We start from the raw sequence: 14244 nt of genomic DNA, 5'->3' as shown, positions 1-14244 counted from the left end.
ACGCTCCTATTTGCCAAGGCAGAACGAACTGAAGATTTCCCCCAAGATCGTCTCGACATCAACCCGACCGACGATCCTATTTAGGTATTCCGTCGCAGCACCGATATCACTTGCTAGGAGTTCCACCTCGGTGCTCGTCAGTGCATGAAGCACTTCCTTGAGAAGGCCTAAGGCCCAAGAAATCGCCTGTTGATCACGACTTCGAGAAACGAGGCCGGCCTCCCGAGATATTTTGGAAAGACGATGTGAAATATCCAGTAAAAGCTCAGATACGCCTTGGCCGGTTACCGTCGATATCCCGTCGGTGTGTCCGGATATATCTGACTTCGTACGTAATTTTATATCACCAGCGACATAGGTTACGTCTTCCGGAACAGGCTTACTGTCCTCATAGAGGAATATTCGTAAATCGGCCCGAGCGGCGCGGTCGCGAGCGCGCTCAACACCAATTCGCTCGACCACATCATTTGTGTCGCGAAGTCCAGCGGTATCAATTAAGTTGATCTGGAAGCCGCCAACATCCAAACGGACCTCAATCAAATCCCGAGTGGTTCCTGGAATCTCAGAGACGATCGCGGCATCGCTCTTGGTTAAGGCGTTTAAAAGAGAACTTTTACCCACATTTGGAGCGCCGACAATCGCGATATCGAAACCGTCCCGTATTCGTTCCGCGCTTCCGACGCCTGACAGCTGTGCCTCTAGAGAAGTAATAACGCTTAGGATGAGCTCTGAGACTTCTGGCAAAACGTCTTGGGGTACGTCCTCGTCGGCAAAATCAATGGTCGCTTCTAAAAGCGCCCGAGCTCTGATGAGGTCCCGCCGCCAACTTTCGACCACTTGCGTCAGCTCCCCGTCGAAAACGCGCATAGCATGACGGCGCTGAACTTCTGTGTCGGCATCAATCAGATCGGCCAGACCCTGCACCTGCGTCAGATCCATCCGATCGTTCAGCAATGCCCGCCGGGTAAATTCGCCGGGCTCCGCCAACCGAGCCAACCCCGTTTCCTCGATTGCACTGAAGATTGCCTTCACGACGGCCATACTGCCGTGGCACTGAAATTCCACGATTTCTTCGCCCGTAAAACTCGCTTTCTCAGCGAAACGCAGGACAACGGCCTGATCGAGGATTTCACCGGCCTGATCGCGCAAGAAATAGAGTTGCGCCTTGCGCGGCTCGGGTACAGGCCCACCCAGAGCGGTGAGGACAGCTATACTTGCTGGACCAGATAACCGAATGATCGAGACACCGGATTTCCCAGCCGCAGTGGCGAGAGCGTAGATCGTGTCAGACACAGTGATACCATTACGAGTTCATCGACTCGAAGAAGTCGGAATTCGTCTTCGTCTGTTTTAGTTTCCCAATCAGGAATTCGATCGCGTCCGTCGTTCCCATGGGGTTCAGAATCCGGCGAAGTACAAATGTTTTCTGCAGATTCTTCGGATCGACGAGAAGCTCCTCCTTCCGTGTTCCGGATTTGAGAATGTCCATGGCCGGGAAGACGCGTTTATCAGCGACCTTTCGGTCGAGCACGATCTCACTGTTACCGGTGCCCTTGAATTCCTCAAAGATCACTTCGTCCATCCGGCTTCCGGTATCGATCAGGGCCGTCGCAATGATCGTGAGGGAACCGCCTTCCTCGATATTCCGGGCCGCCCCGAAGAAACGCTTGGGCCGCTGCAATGCGTTGGCATCGACGCCGCCGGTAAGGACCTTGCCCGAGGACGGAACAACGGTGTTGAACGCACGACCGAGGCGTGTGATTGAGTCGAGGAGGATTACGACGTCGCGTTTGTGCTCGACAAGACGCTTCGCTTTTTCGATCACCATCTCGCTTACGGCGACGTGGCGCGTAGCCGGCTCGTCGAAGGTCGAGGAAATGACCTCGCCCTTCACCGAACGTTGCATGTCGGTCACTTCCTCAGGACGTTCGTCAATCAACAGAACCATGAGATAACACTCAGGATGGTTCGTCTCGATAGACTTCGCAATATTTTGCAGCAAAACCGTCTTGCCGGTTCTCGGCGGCGCAACGATCAGGGATCGCTGACCTTTACCGATCGGCGCGACTAGATCGATGATCCGCGCCGAGCGATCCTTGATCGTCGGATCCTCGATCTCCATCCGGAACCTCTCGTCCGGATAAAGCGGTGTGAGGTTATCGAAGCTGACCTTGTGCTTGGCCATTTCAGGATCAGCGAAGTTGATCTGCGTCACCTTGATGATCGCGAAATACCGTTCGTTCTCCTCAGGCGCCTGAATGACGCCCTCGACCGTATCACCGGTTCGCAGGGAATGCGCGCGAATCACATCCGGCGAGACGTAGATGTCGTCGGGACCTGGCAGGTAGTTCGCCTCGGGCGCACGCAGGAAGCCGAACCCGTCCTGGAGAACCTCGAGCACGCCTTCGCCGGAGATCTCCCAGCCCTCGTCAGCACGTTCGCGCAGGATCGAGAACATCATCTCGCCCTTACGCATGGTCGAGGCGTTCTCGATCTCGAGATCTTCGGCCATGTCCACGAGCGCCTTCGGCGACATCGCCTTCAGGTCACGGAGGTTCAACGTTTCGACTGTGCCGGTCTCGGAGGTCGATTCAGTCGGGAATTCGTCGTCACGCATGTCGATGTCTCGCAGCGGCCAATCCAAGCCCCGAGGTCCGGAGCGGCGCCTGTATTTGAAGAGTATGGGAACCGGCATTCCGGGCCAGGACGGCCCACCAGTGAAGGACAGCTAAGTGCTGGAGTCGGAGAAGTCAATCAGAACGGTCGTACGATCACCGACACGACGATCACTATGAGGAGGCCGGTCGGCACCTCGTTCATCATCCGGTAGTGTCGCCCGTCGTGGACGGAGGTCCCGGACGCAAGTCGCTTCCGCTCACCCACGCACCACATATGAAAGGCCGTCATGCCAAAGACGCTCGCGGCTTTCGTCCAAGGCCATACGGCACTCCAATCGACGACACCAAGCGCGATCAGCGAGAGTCCGAATACCCAGGTGGCGATCATGGCGGGCGTCATGATCGCCCGCAGGAGCCGCCGTTCCATCACCTCGAGGACCGGCATCATGCCCGGGACCACGGACCGCTGCTCCGCATGATACACGAAGAGCCTCGGCAGATAGAAGATGCCCGCCATCCACGCGATCACCGAGATCACATGGCCCGCTTTCAACCAGAGATAGAGATCCGCCATTGCGTGATCCTCCTGCGGTCCTCCTACCAATCAAGAAGGAAGAAAGAAGATGAAGTTGTTTGTAGGACCTGTGAATGACGGGGATTAACCGTTCTCCACAGGGATCCCACAGATGGGGAGAACTTTGTATTCGGGATCCGGTAGACGGGGGATAAGCACTGCCCAGTCGAGATCGCAAGGCGCTACCGCTTGTGGAGAAGTCCGGGGAAGAACCGGAAGACACCCTGCATGGATCCGTTGCTCCACACCCAGGGAGAAAAGTTTCCACCGGCGGACAAGATGCGCGGGAATCGCGGAAAGCGGCCGACTTGTCCTCCGGCGCCGGGGCGGCCATTCGTGTCACATGCTTTCCGACAGGCTTCTCCTGACGGTTCCTCACAGGGTTCTCCCATGTTGATCCTCGCCTCCACCTCCGAGACGCGACGCAAATTGCTCGCCGATGCGGCAATTCTATTCGAAGCGCGTCCGTCGCGGGTGGACGAGGCGATGGTGAAGGACGCGCTGCTGGCCGAGGGCCACGGACCGCGCGCGGTGGCTGACGCGTTGGCCGAGCTGAAGGCGCTTCGAATTCGCGCACCGGGACTGATCCTCGGTTGCGATCAGACCGCCGACCATGAGGGAACGCTTTTTTCCAAGCCCGGAACGCCGGAGGAGGCGGTGGCGCAGCTCCGGGCACTGACGGGACGAACCCACAGCCTCCACTCCGCCGCGGTCGTCGCGGAGGCGGACCGGCCGGTCTGGCGCCATATCGCAAGCGTGCGGATGGTCATGCGCCGCGTCTCCGAGGCCTATATCGAGGACTACGTTGCCCGGAACTGGGACCAAATCCGTCATTCGGCTGGCAGTTACACGCTCGAGGGCGAGGGCGCGCGATTGTTTCACCGCGTCGACGGCGACTATTTCGCCGTCTTGGGCCTCCCGCTGCTCCCGCTCATCGATTACCTGATCGCACGAGGGGAGATCGCGGCATGAGCATTCTGGCCGGCGTTATCGGCGATCCGATCGGGCACAGCCGCTCGCCGCGACTGCACGGACACTGGCTCGCACGCTACGGTATCGACGGGTATTACGTGCCGCTGCATGTCCGGGCGGCCGATCTCGACGAGATGTTGCGCCTGCTGCCCCGGCTCGGCTTCGCCGGCGTCAACGTGACCATCCCGCACAAGGAGGCGGTCTTCGCGCGCGCGGATGAGGTGACGGAACGCGCCGGGGCTGTGGGGGCTGCGAACACGCTTTCCTTCCGGCAAGGTCGCATCCTCGCCGATAACACCGACGGGATCGGCTTCATCGAGAACCTGCGGCAAGGTGCGCCGGGTTGGCGCGCGGACCGGCCGGCCCTGGTGCTCGGCGCGGGCGGCGCGGCGCGGGGAATCGTCGATGCGCTGCTCCGGTCCGGCGTTCCACGAGTCACGCTCGCCAATCGTACGACCGAACGGGCGGAGGCGCTGGCGGTGACCTGCGGCGAACGTGTCGATGTCATACGGTGGGAGGAGATGCCGACGGTGCTCGGAGCACAGGGTCTGCTGGTCAATGCGACGAGCCTCGGCATGACCCGGCAACCACCGCTGACGCTCGATTTCGACGAGCTGCCGACGGACGCGCTGGTGACGGATATCGTCTACACACCGCTTGAGACGCCGCTCCTGCGGTGGGCCGCCGCACGGGGCAATCCGATCATCGACGGACTCGGAATGCTCCTGCATCAGGCCGTACCGGGCTTCGCCGATTGGTTCGGCACGACCCCGGTGGTGGACGACGCGCTCCGGCGGGCGGTACTTTCGTGATTCTCGGTCTGACCGGCTCGATCGGCATGGGAAAGTCCACGACCGCGGGAATGTTCCGCGAGTTGGACGTTCCGGTCTGGGACGCGGACGACACCGTTCATCGGCTTTATGCGAAGGGCGGGGCGGCGGTCGCACCGATCGCCGCGGCATTTCACGAAGCGGTGCGGAACGGCACCGTGGATCGCAATGCGCTGCGCCGCATCGTTGCCGAAGACCCCGACGCACTCGGGCGGATCGAGGCCATCGTGCATCCGCTCGTCGCGTCGCGTCGCACGGCGTTCCTCGAGAGGGACGCGCCCCTCGTCGTGCTCGACATCCCGCTTCTCTTCGAGACCGGCGCGGAGGCAGGCGTGGATCGTGTCGCCGTCGTGAGTGCGCCGCCCGCGATGCAGCGCGACCGCGTCCTCGGTCGCGGCACGATGACGGAGGCGCAGTTCGAGGCCATCCTCGCCCGTCAGATGTCCGATGCTGACAAGCGTGCCCGCGCCGATTACATCATCGAGACGATCGACATGGACTCGGCACGCGCTGCCGTCCTGGCAATCGTGAAGGAGCTGACGTGAGAGAAATCGTCCTCGACACCGAGACCACCGGGTTCGAGCCGGAGACCGGCGACCGGATCGTGGAGATCGGCGCGGTCGAGCTTGTCAACCACGTCGCCACGGGCGAGGTTTACCATCAATACATCAATCCCGAACGCAGCATGCCGCAGGGCGCGTTCGAGGTGCATGGGCTCGGCGATGACTTCCTGAAGGACTTCCCCGTCTTCCGGCAGGTCGGACAGGCGTTCCTCGACTTCATCGGCGACGCGAAGCTGGTGATCCATAATGCCGCCTTCGACATGAAGTTTCTGAACGCGGAACTCGAATGGATGGGCCTGCCGCGCTTGCCGATGGACCGGGCGATCGACACGCTAAGCATCGCCCGTGCAAAATTCCCGGGCGCGCCCGCCTCGCTCGACGCGCTTTGCCGGCGGTTCGGCGTCGACAACTCCTCGCGGACGAAACACGGTGCGCTTCTCGACAGCGAGATCCTGGCGGAGGTTTATCTGGAGCTGATTGGCGGGCGTCAGCCTACCATGTCGCTTGTCGCCCAGGGAGCGGCGCGCGAGACGGGACAGGGCAACTGGACCCCCGGGTCCAGGCCTGCGCCCTTGCCCCCGCGTTTGACGGAGGCGGAGCTCGTCGCCCATGCTGCCTTCGTCGACGGTCTGGGCGACGGCGCGCTGTGGAGGCGCTAGCTCAGGACGGCTTTTGCTGGCCGGTTTCGGCTTGCATGCGGCGCGTGACTTCGTTGCGGTAGAGAGCGACGAAATCGATGTTCTCGAGGTTAAGCGGCGGGAAGCCGCCATCGCGCGATACGTCGGAAACGATGCGACGCAGATACGGGAACAGCATCCGCGGGCATTCGATCATCAGATACGGGTGCATCTGGTTCTCAGGCACGTTCGAGATCGCGAAGACGCCCGCATAATCGAGCTCCATCGCGAAGATCGGCTCGTCCGCGCCCTTCACCTTGCCAGTCACGTTCAGCTTCACGGCGACCTCGTACTGGCCCTCCGCGCTGCGCTTCTTCGCCTCGAGTCCGACCTTCACGCTGATATCGGGTTGCCCTTCCATCGCGCGGCCCTTCTGGACGGCCACGTTCTCGAAGGAGAGGTCGCGGATGAATTGGCCGAGCACCTGCATCTGCGGCATCTGCTGCGGCTGCGCCGCGCCGTTCGGGCCACCCTCGGGTTTGGCTTCGTCGGTCTTGGGCGTATCGGTCGTCTGGTCTTCGTCGGCCATCTGGCATCATCCTCGGGTCAGAATTGGGTCATGTTCCGTTACCAGAGGGGTGGGGACGTCACAACCGAGGGTCGCCGAGGGTGCAGATGGACGCACCGCTCGATGCGTGCTGGAACCTGTCGCCGTATCGGCGACGTCGCTCAGTCGTCCCGCCTTCGTCCGACCTTCGGCACCCGGCTCGAACCGGCGCGGCGCGACCCTCCATCCGTAGGCCTCTGCGACCAGGGCCCGCCGTGCGGCGAACGGGACGGGCGCTCGAAATTTCGCGACGTCGTCCCGCCCTCCGCCATCTTCCGCAGCTCCGCGACACGCGCTTCCGTGGGCGGATGGGTCCGGAACAGGCCGTCGACGGCATGGGCGTGGAGCGGATTGACGATGAACATATGCGCCGACGCGGGATTACGCTCGGCGGTGTGGTTGTCGATCCCGGCCGCCGCGCCCGCGATCTTCCCGAGCGCCGAGGCGAGCCAAAGCGGTTGGCCGCAGATCTCGGCGCCAACGCGATCCGCCTCGAACTCGCGCGTAAGGGAGATGGCGGTCTGAACGAGCATCGCGGCGAGGGGCGCGAGCACCATCATCGCCAGCGTGCCGACGAGGCCGACGGGATTCTCGCGCCGTCCGCCGAACAGGAGCCCGAAATTGGCCAGAACGGAGATCGCGCCGGCAAAGGTGGCGGTCACCGTCATCAGAAGCGTGTCGCGGTTGCGGATATGCGCCAGTTCATGCGCGATCACGCCCGCGACCTCTTCGGACGAAAGGCGCCGCAACAGGCCGCTCGTCACCGCCACCGCGGCATTCTCCGGAGAGCGGCCTGTGGCGAAGGCGTTGGGCTGCGGCGTGTCGATCAGGTACAAGGCCGGCGCGGGGAGCCCCGCATTCCGGGCCAGACGCGCCGTCATGTCGTGCAAGCCCGACCGGTCGCCGGGCGGCACGGGCCGGGCATTGTGCATCCGAAGCACCATCTTGTCGGAGTTCCACCAAGAGACGACGTTCATCGCCGCCGCGATCGCGAGGGCAATCGCGGCACCAAACGTTCCCGCCAGAAGCCAACCGACGCCGACGAAAAGCGCCGTCATGACGGCCATGAGAAGCGCTGTACGAGCGTAGCTCACGAGACCACCCCCAATCCCTGATTCAGCCAAGATATGGGAACGGGGCGGCGTCCTGCCTAGTCCGACGTAGATAGTGACGAGCCATGTCAGCCCATCACAGGCGGGCTCGAGCCGTCCCCTCGGTGGGGAAACGGCCAACGGCCGGCTTTGCCGCCGTATCGGGCCTTGCGGTGGCCGCTGCCGCTGCCGCACAGACGCGCATGATCTCGACCGGCCCCGCATACAGACTCGCCGCCCTCTGGATGATGGGTGCCGTCGCCTCGTTCACTCTGATGGCGGTGGCGGGGCGGGCGGTCTCCTCCGAACTCGATACGTTCGAGCTCATGCTCTACCGTTCGATCATCGGCATCGTGCTCGTCCTGGCGGGCGCCACGCTGTTCGGCCGCCTTCCGGACATCCGGACCCGTCGGCTGGGCCTGCATCTCGCGCGGAACCTGTCGCATTTCGTCGGACAGAACCTGTGGTTCCTCGCGCTCACCCTGATCCCTCTGGCGCAGGTCTTCGCGATGGAGTTCACGACCCCGCTCTGGGTCGCCCTCGCCGCGCCGCTTTTCCTGTCGGAGCGGTTGACGCGGACAAAAGCTGCGGTGGCCGTTGCGGGGTTCGCGGGCATCATGATTATCGTGCGACCGAGCCTTTCGGGAATCGCCCCCGGACAGGCGGCGGCGGCGCTGGCCGCAATCGGCTTCGCCGGCTCCGCGATTCTGACGAAGATCCTCACCCGGACCGAGTCGATAACGTCGATCCTGTTCTGGCTGACCGCGATGCAGGCGGGAATGGGCTTGGTCGCGGCAGGATATGACGGCGCCATCACGCTCCCCTCGTCGACGCTCTGGCCGTGGCTGCTGGTCATCGGCATGGCGGGATTATCGGCCCATCTCTGTCTGACCACCGCGCTGAGCTACGCGCCGGCCTCGTTCGTGATGCCGTTCGATTTCCTGCGTCTGCCCGTCGCGGCCATCACCGGCGCGTTGGTCTATTCGGAGCCCTTCGATCCCGTGATCCTTGCCGGTGCAGCGCTGATCCTCGCGGCGAACTACGTGAACCTGCGTGCCACTGCGGGAAGGTAGGGCCGGCGGACATGGGCCGCGAACGTTCTCGTTTCACGGGCGTATACCATAGATCAGCGACGCCCTTGCAGCTCAGCGCTTCGGGGCGGGTTTCGTACCCGGCTTGCCCTTTGCCTTCGCTTTTCCGGCGCGCGGCGCGCTTCCTTTCGCGCCGGGTGCCTTGAACGTCGGCTTGGAGGTCCGCTCCGAAGCGTTCTTGCGATCCTGCGACGGTCGCGCCCCGGTCTTCGACCCGGCTCCGGACGGTTTCGCGCGTGATTGCTTGCTTGCGGGCGGCCCCGCGCGCTTCGCAGATGCGCCCGGCGTCGGCGCGTCGATCCGGCGGACCCGGATGCCTTCCTCCAGCGTACCGCCGTCTCCGAGGCCTGCGAGGAAGTCCGGCACGCGCCCCTCGGCAAGCTCGACGAAGGTTTCCGTGTCCTGGACGCGGATCGCACCGATCGCGTCCCGGTCGAGCCCGCCCGCCCGGCACAGAAGCGGCAGCAGCCATCGCGGCTCGGCGCGCTCGTCGCGGCCGACCGAAAGCGCGACCCACGCGCTCGGCCCGAAGGGCGGACGCGCTGCGGCGGCCGGGCGCGCATCCGGCAGAGTGAGCTCTTCGGGCGCCGAACGGCCAGCGCGCCAGAGGCGTAGATAAGCTGCGGCGATGATTTCGGATGAATGAAGGTCGAGGAGCCGCGCTCCGAAGGCCGCGTCCTCCTCGGGGATGGCGGCGTCCCAGACCGGATCGGCCAGCAAACGCTCCTCGTCGCGGCGCAGGATCTCCTCGGCCGACGGCGCGGCGATCCATTCGGCGGAGATGCGCGCCGCCTTCAGGATGCGCTCGGCCTTTTTCGCGGCCTTGGGCGGCACGATCAGCGCCGAGATCCCCTTGCGTCCGGCGCGCCCCGTCCGACCGGATCGGTGCAGGAGGCTGTCGGGACTGGACGGAAGCTCCGCGTGGATCACCAGTTCGAGGTTCGGAAGGTCGATGCCCCGCGCCGCGACGTCGGTGGCCACGCAGACCCGCGCCCGCCCGTCGCGCATCGCCTGCAGGGCATGCGTCCGTTCGGTCTGGCTCAGCTCGCCGGACAGGGCGACGACCTGGAAGCCGCGATTGGCGAAGCGCGCGGTCAGCCGGCTCACCGTCGCGCGCGTGTTGGCGAAGACGATGGCGTTCTGCGCCTCGTGAAAGCGCAGAACGTTGACGATGGCGGTCTCGGCATCCTGCGCGGCGACGCGGAGGGCCTGATAAGCGATGTCGGCGTGCTGGCTGCGACCCGTCTGGGTCGTGACACGTCGCGCGTCGCGCTGGTACTGCCGCGCCAGCGCCTCGATCGCCGGCGGCACGGTGGCCGAGAACAACAGCGTGCGTCGTTCGACCGGCGCCGCGCCCAGCATGAACTCGAGATCCTCGCGGAAGCCCAGATCGAGCATCTCGTCCGCCTCGTCGAGGACGACGGCGCGCAGGTCGCCCATCTCGAGCGTGCCGCGTCCGATATGGTCGCGCAACCGGCCGGGCGTACCGACAACGATATGCGCCCCCCGCTCCAGCGTCCGGCGCTCGTCGCGCATGTCCATGCCACCGACGCAGGTCGCCACGCGCGCGCCGGCCTTCGCATAGAGCCAGCCGAGCTCGCGCGCGACCTGGAAGGCCAGTTCCCGCGTCGGCGCGACGATCAGCGCGAGTGGCGCCGCCGCCGGACCGAGCCTGTCAGCTCCCCCGAGCAGCGTCGATCCGATCGCGAGGCCGAAACCGACGGTTTTGCCCGAGCCTGTCTGAGCCGAGACGAGGAGGTCGGCCCCTTCCAGCGCGCGGTCGATGACCGCCTCCTGCACGGGGGTCAAAGTGTCGTAGCCGCGTTCGAAAAGCGCGTCGGAAAGAGACTGGATCACCGGGTAACCGATCTGTTGTTGCATGCGTCGCTTCGGATCATGGGCGCCGCGGCGCAACCCCCGATCATGCCGCGCCGGACACGCGCCAGATCACGTCCCCGACATCGTCGGCCATCAGCAGCGACTTGCCATCCGGCCCGATCGTCACGCCGACGGGGCGACCATAGGCGATCTTCTCGTCCTCGGAAAGGAACCCGGAAAGGATGTCGCGCGGCGGCCCCGCGGGCTTGCCCCCCGCGAAGGGCACGAAGATGAGCTTGTAGCCGCTCAGGGTCGACCGGTTCCAGGAGCCGTGCTGTCCGATCACCATCCCGTCCGGGAAGCCCGGCAGCGTCCCCGCCGGCATCCAGCAGAGGCCGAGCGAGGCGGTGTGCCCGCCGAGCGCGTAGTCCGGCGTAATCGCGGAGGCGACGAGCGCCGCATCCTGCGGCACGCGGTCGTCGACGATGCGGTCCCAGTAAGCGTAGGGCCAGCCGTAGAAGCCGCCGTCGCGGACCGAGGTCAGGTAGTCGGGCGGCGTTTCGTCGCCGAGGCCGTCACGTTCGTTCACCACGGTCCAGAGCGTCGACGTCGACGGCTCCCACGCCATGCCGACGGGATTGCGCAGCCCGGACGCGAAGATGCGGGCCTTCTCCGTCGCGAGGTCGAGCTCCCAGATCGCCGCGCGTCCCTCTTCCGCCGCCATGCCCTGGTCGGCGATGTTGGTGAGCGATCCCACGCCCGCATAGAGCTTGGAGCGGTCGGGCGAGACGATCAGGCTGCGCGTCCAGTGGCCGTGCGGCTTGAACTCGACGAGCCTGCGGCCGGTCCCGTCCAGCCGCGTCGCGCCGTCCGTGTAGGGAAAGGCCACGATCCCGTCCGTGTTGCCGATATAGAAGGTGCCGTCCACGAGGGCCATGCCGAAGGGCTGTCTCTGGTTCTCCACAAAAACTTTACGCGTCTCCGCCACGCCGTCGCCATCGGGGTCGCGCCAGAGCGTGATGCGGTCGGCGCTGTCGCCGATGGCTCGGGCGCGCCGCATCGTCGCCTGCGCCGCCCGGTCGAACAGGGTCTTGGGCTTGCCCGGTTGCTCCTTCGACTCGGCCACGAGGACGTCGCCGTTCGGCAGCACTTCGATCCAGCGCGGATGGTCGAGGCCGGAGGCGAAGGCGTTGACCGCAAGACCCGGCGCCGCTGTCGGCACGTGGCCCGGTTCCCAGCCCTTCGCGAGCGGCATCTTCAGCGTCATGATCCCCTGCGACTTCGCCTCGGGGATCGTCGGCGTCGTGCCCACGGCCTGCATGCCGGGCGCGGCGAACCGGCGCAACGCGACCATCGTGCCGCCGACCAGTGCCGTCGTCCGTGCCAGAATATCCATCTTGCCCTACCGCCTCCTTCGTCGATTTACCGGCCTCGCGCGACGAGGCCCTGCCCGTCCGTGCACGATCGGGCGGCGCTTGTCGAACGATGTTCCCCGACGAAGGGCGCGCCTGCGATCGCCTTTGCCCGTCACGCCCCCGCATCCGAGGGTGGTCGGTCCTTCAGGAAGGGAGGTCGGGTAATCTCCGAACGGGCCGTCCCCGGCGGACCGGGGATGGCGACGTAGTGTGAATGGGCCTCGACCTCAGATCAGGCCTTCGGTCCGGGCCCAGTCCGCCGTCTGCTCGATGGCGCCGCAAAACCGGTCGAGGATGCGGCCGATATCGTCCTCGCTCACGATCATCGGCGGGCAAAGGCAGACCGTGTCGTAGACCGGCCGGCAGATCAGTCCTGCCTCCTGCGCGAAGCGGGTCACGCGGGCGGGCATGCCGAGCTTCGGATCGAAGGCAGCCTTCGCATCGCGGTCGGCCACGATTTCAGCCCCCGCGATGAGGCCGACGCCCCGGATCTCGCCCACGAGCGGGTTGTCCGTCAAACGCTCGCGCAGCCCGTCCTGCAGGATCGGCGCCAGACGGGCGGCGTTCCCGATCAGGTCGCGCTCCTCGATGATCGTCAGGTTCTCCAGCCCGACGGCGGTGGCGACCGGGTGCCCGGAGCCGGTGAAGCCGTGGCCGAACGTCCCGATCCTGTCGGTGTTGTCCGCGATGGCGTCGTAGACCTTGTCGGATACCATGATCGCGGCCAGCGGCATGTAGGAGGAAGTGAGTTGCTTGGAGGTCACCATGATGTCGGGCACGAAGTCGTAGCGCTCGCAGCCGAAGGTGGTGCCGAGCCGCCCGAACCCGTTGATGACTTCGTCGGAGACGAGAAGAATATCGTATTTTCGGCAGAGTGCGGCGATGCCCGGCCAGTAGCCCTCGGGCGGGGTTATCACGCCGCCCGCGCCGATCACCGGCTCGCCGATAAAGGCGGCGATGGTGTCCGGCCCCTCGGCGAGGATCGTGTCCTCCGCCTCCTTCAGGAGCCGCGCGGTGAAGGCGGCCTCGTCTTCGCCGGCCTGTCCCTCGCGCCAGAAATGCGGGCAGGTCAGGTGCGTTACCGGGATCGCCGGCAGGTCGAAGTCGCGGTGGTTCGACGGCAGCCCCGTCAGCGAGCCGGAGGCGACCGTGATGCCGTGATAGCCGCGATTGCGGGCGAGGAACTTCTTCTTCCCGGGCCGGCCGAGTGCGTTGTTCATGAACCAGACCATCTTGACGACGGTGTCGTTGGCCTCGGACCCGGAATTGGTGAAGAACACGCGGTTCAGATCGCCCGGCGACATTTCCGCCAGCTTCTCGGCCAGCAGGATCGCCGGTTCATGCGCCTTGTGGGCGAAGCTGTGGTAGTAGGGCAGCGCCTCCATCTGCCGGGTCGCGGCCTCCCGCAGACGGGGCTCAGAGAAGCCGAGCGCGACCGACCAGAGCCCTGCCATCCCCTCGATGTATTCCTTGCCGCCCGCATCGTAGACATGGATGCCGTCGCCGCGGGCGATGATCATCGGCCCGTCGCGCTCGTGCGCTCGCATGTTGGTGTAGGGGTGCATCGAATGCGCCATGTCCGAGGCGACGAGGGAGTTGGACATCTTGGTCATGAGAAGCTCCGTGACATGAGGTTCAGACGGCAAAACAGGCGGGGCCGGAGCGGGCGGCCGGCGCCGCTCTCGCAGGCCGGAAACGAAACCGGCGCGGTCCGTCGAACGTCCTTTCGAAAAGGGGCCTCATCCCGTCGAACCCTGTGCCTCGACCCGTCTCCTTCCCTTTCGCATATCGCGACGCGATAGGACAGGCGTCTGCGCGCCGCGCCGCGCCTCGCTCCGGCCGTGGTGACGATCCCTGGGCGCCATTCAGGGGCGCCGATCAGGTCGGTCAAGCGCTCGTCCCCGATGACCTCGGCCGGCACGACCAGGGGCTGGCGAGCGCAATCGCGGCGTTCTGCCCGAACCTCGTCGCGGTGGCGACCAGCGCACCGAGGTCGACCTGCGTGTCGTTCCACAGGTCGAAGTGGCGAGCACCGCCCCGCAAGGCCG

13 protein-coding genes are annotated in these 14244 nt (G+C 65.1%); 5 read left to right on the top strand and 8 right to left on the bottom strand.

Features of this window, described 5'->3' with window-relative positions:
- Positions 1 to 6 precede the first annotated feature (6 nt).
- From mnmE to hemJ, 3 genes are all read right to left on the bottom strand, one after another.
- On the bottom strand, positions 7 to 1293 hold the full coding sequence (mnmE, locus tag Q1B08_RS09540) for a tRNA uridine-5-carboxymethylaminomethyl(34) synthesis GTPase MnmE (RefSeq protein ID WP_299817516.1): 1287 nt from the start codon (positions 1291 to 1293) through the stop codon (positions 7 to 9).
- 10 nt (positions 1294 to 1303) lie between these two features.
- Positions 1304 to 2617, bottom strand: a complete 1314-nt coding sequence (gene rho / locus Q1B08_RS09535) for a transcription termination factor Rho (RefSeq protein ID WP_299817514.1) — start codon at positions 2615 to 2617, stop codon at positions 1304 to 1306.
- A gap of 137 nt (positions 2618 to 2754) precedes the next feature.
- Positions 2755 to 3192 (bottom strand): protoporphyrinogen oxidase HemJ, encoded by a 438-nt coding sequence (gene hemJ / locus Q1B08_RS09530; protein WP_299817512.1) that lies wholly within the window; start codon positions 3190 to 3192, stop codon positions 2755 to 2757.
- A gap of 390 nt (positions 3193 to 3582) precedes the next feature.
- Here hemJ and Q1B08_RS09525 point away from each other — a divergent pair, with 390 nt between their 5' ends.
- Genes Q1B08_RS09525 through dnaQ form a run of 4 tightly spaced genes read left to right on the top strand, consistent with a single transcriptional unit; the run spans position 3583 to position 6216 of the window.
- Positions 3583 to 4164, top strand: coding sequence for a nucleoside triphosphate pyrophosphatase (locus tag Q1B08_RS09525; protein ID WP_299817510.1), 582 nt, complete (start codon positions 3583 to 3585; stop codon positions 4162 to 4164).
- Positions 4161 to 4976 (top strand): shikimate dehydrogenase, encoded by an 816-nt coding sequence (locus Q1B08_RS09520; protein WP_299817508.1) that lies wholly within the window; start codon positions 4161 to 4163, stop codon positions 4974 to 4976. Before Q1B08_RS09525 ends, Q1B08_RS09520 begins: the two co-directional genes overlap by 4 nt.
- Complete coding sequence (gene coaE / locus Q1B08_RS09515; protein ID WP_299817506.1) at positions 4973 to 5539, top strand: dephospho-CoA kinase; 567 nt, start codon at positions 4973 to 4975, stop codon at positions 5537 to 5539. Before Q1B08_RS09520 ends, coaE begins: the two co-directional genes overlap by 4 nt.
- Complete coding sequence (dnaQ, locus tag Q1B08_RS09510; protein WP_299817504.1) at positions 5536 to 6216, top strand: DNA polymerase III subunit epsilon; 681 nt, start codon at positions 5536 to 5538, stop codon at positions 6214 to 6216. Before coaE ends, dnaQ begins: the two co-directional genes overlap by 4 nt.
- 1 nt (position 6217) lies before the next feature.
- Here the strand turns inward: dnaQ and secB are convergent, their stop codons facing one another.
- Together secB and htpX are read right to left on the bottom strand one after the other, a co-directional pair.
- Positions 6218 to 6763 (bottom strand): protein-export chaperone SecB, encoded by a 546-nt coding sequence (secB, locus tag Q1B08_RS09505; protein WP_299817502.1) that lies wholly within the window; start codon positions 6761 to 6763, stop codon positions 6218 to 6220.
- Positions 6764 to 6903: 140 nt separating this feature from the next.
- Entirely contained in the window at positions 6904 to 7875 is a 972-nt protein-coding gene (htpX, locus tag Q1B08_RS09500; protein ID WP_299817500.1) for a zinc metalloprotease HtpX, read from the bottom strand.
- Positions 7876 to 8075: 200 nt separating this feature from the next.
- On the opposite strand from htpX, the gene Q1B08_RS09495 reads away from it, so the two are divergent.
- Complete coding sequence (locus Q1B08_RS09495) at positions 8076 to 8945, top strand: DMT family transporter (RefSeq protein WP_299817830.1); 870 nt, start codon at positions 8076 to 8078, stop codon at positions 8943 to 8945.
- 72 nt (positions 8946 to 9017) lie between these two features.
- Here the strand turns inward: Q1B08_RS09495 and Q1B08_RS09490 are convergent, their stop codons facing one another.
- From Q1B08_RS09490 to Q1B08_RS09480, 3 genes are all read right to left on the bottom strand, one after another.
- Entirely contained in the window at positions 9018 to 10844 is a 1827-nt protein-coding gene (locus tag Q1B08_RS09490) for a DEAD/DEAH box helicase (protein ID WP_299817498.1), read from the bottom strand.
- Positions 10845 to 10884: 40 nt separating this feature from the next.
- A complete protein-coding gene (locus tag Q1B08_RS09485; RefSeq protein WP_299817496.1) occupies positions 10885 to 12177 on the bottom strand; it encodes a sorbosone dehydrogenase family protein in 1293 nt (430 codons plus the stop codon).
- Between the two features lie 246 nt (positions 12178 to 12423).
- Positions 12424 to 13809 (bottom strand): aspartate aminotransferase family protein, encoded by a 1386-nt coding sequence (locus tag Q1B08_RS09480; protein ID WP_299817494.1) that lies wholly within the window; start codon positions 13807 to 13809, stop codon positions 12424 to 12426.
- Positions 13810 to 14244 lie beyond the last annotated feature (435 nt).

It is taken from the genome of uncultured Jannaschia sp. (assembly GCF_947494025.1).
Taxonomy (GTDB): domain Bacteria; phylum Pseudomonadota; class Alphaproteobacteria; order Rhodobacterales; family Rhodobacteraceae; genus Jannaschia.
This window is presented reverse-complemented; position numbering and strand designations above follow the sequence as displayed.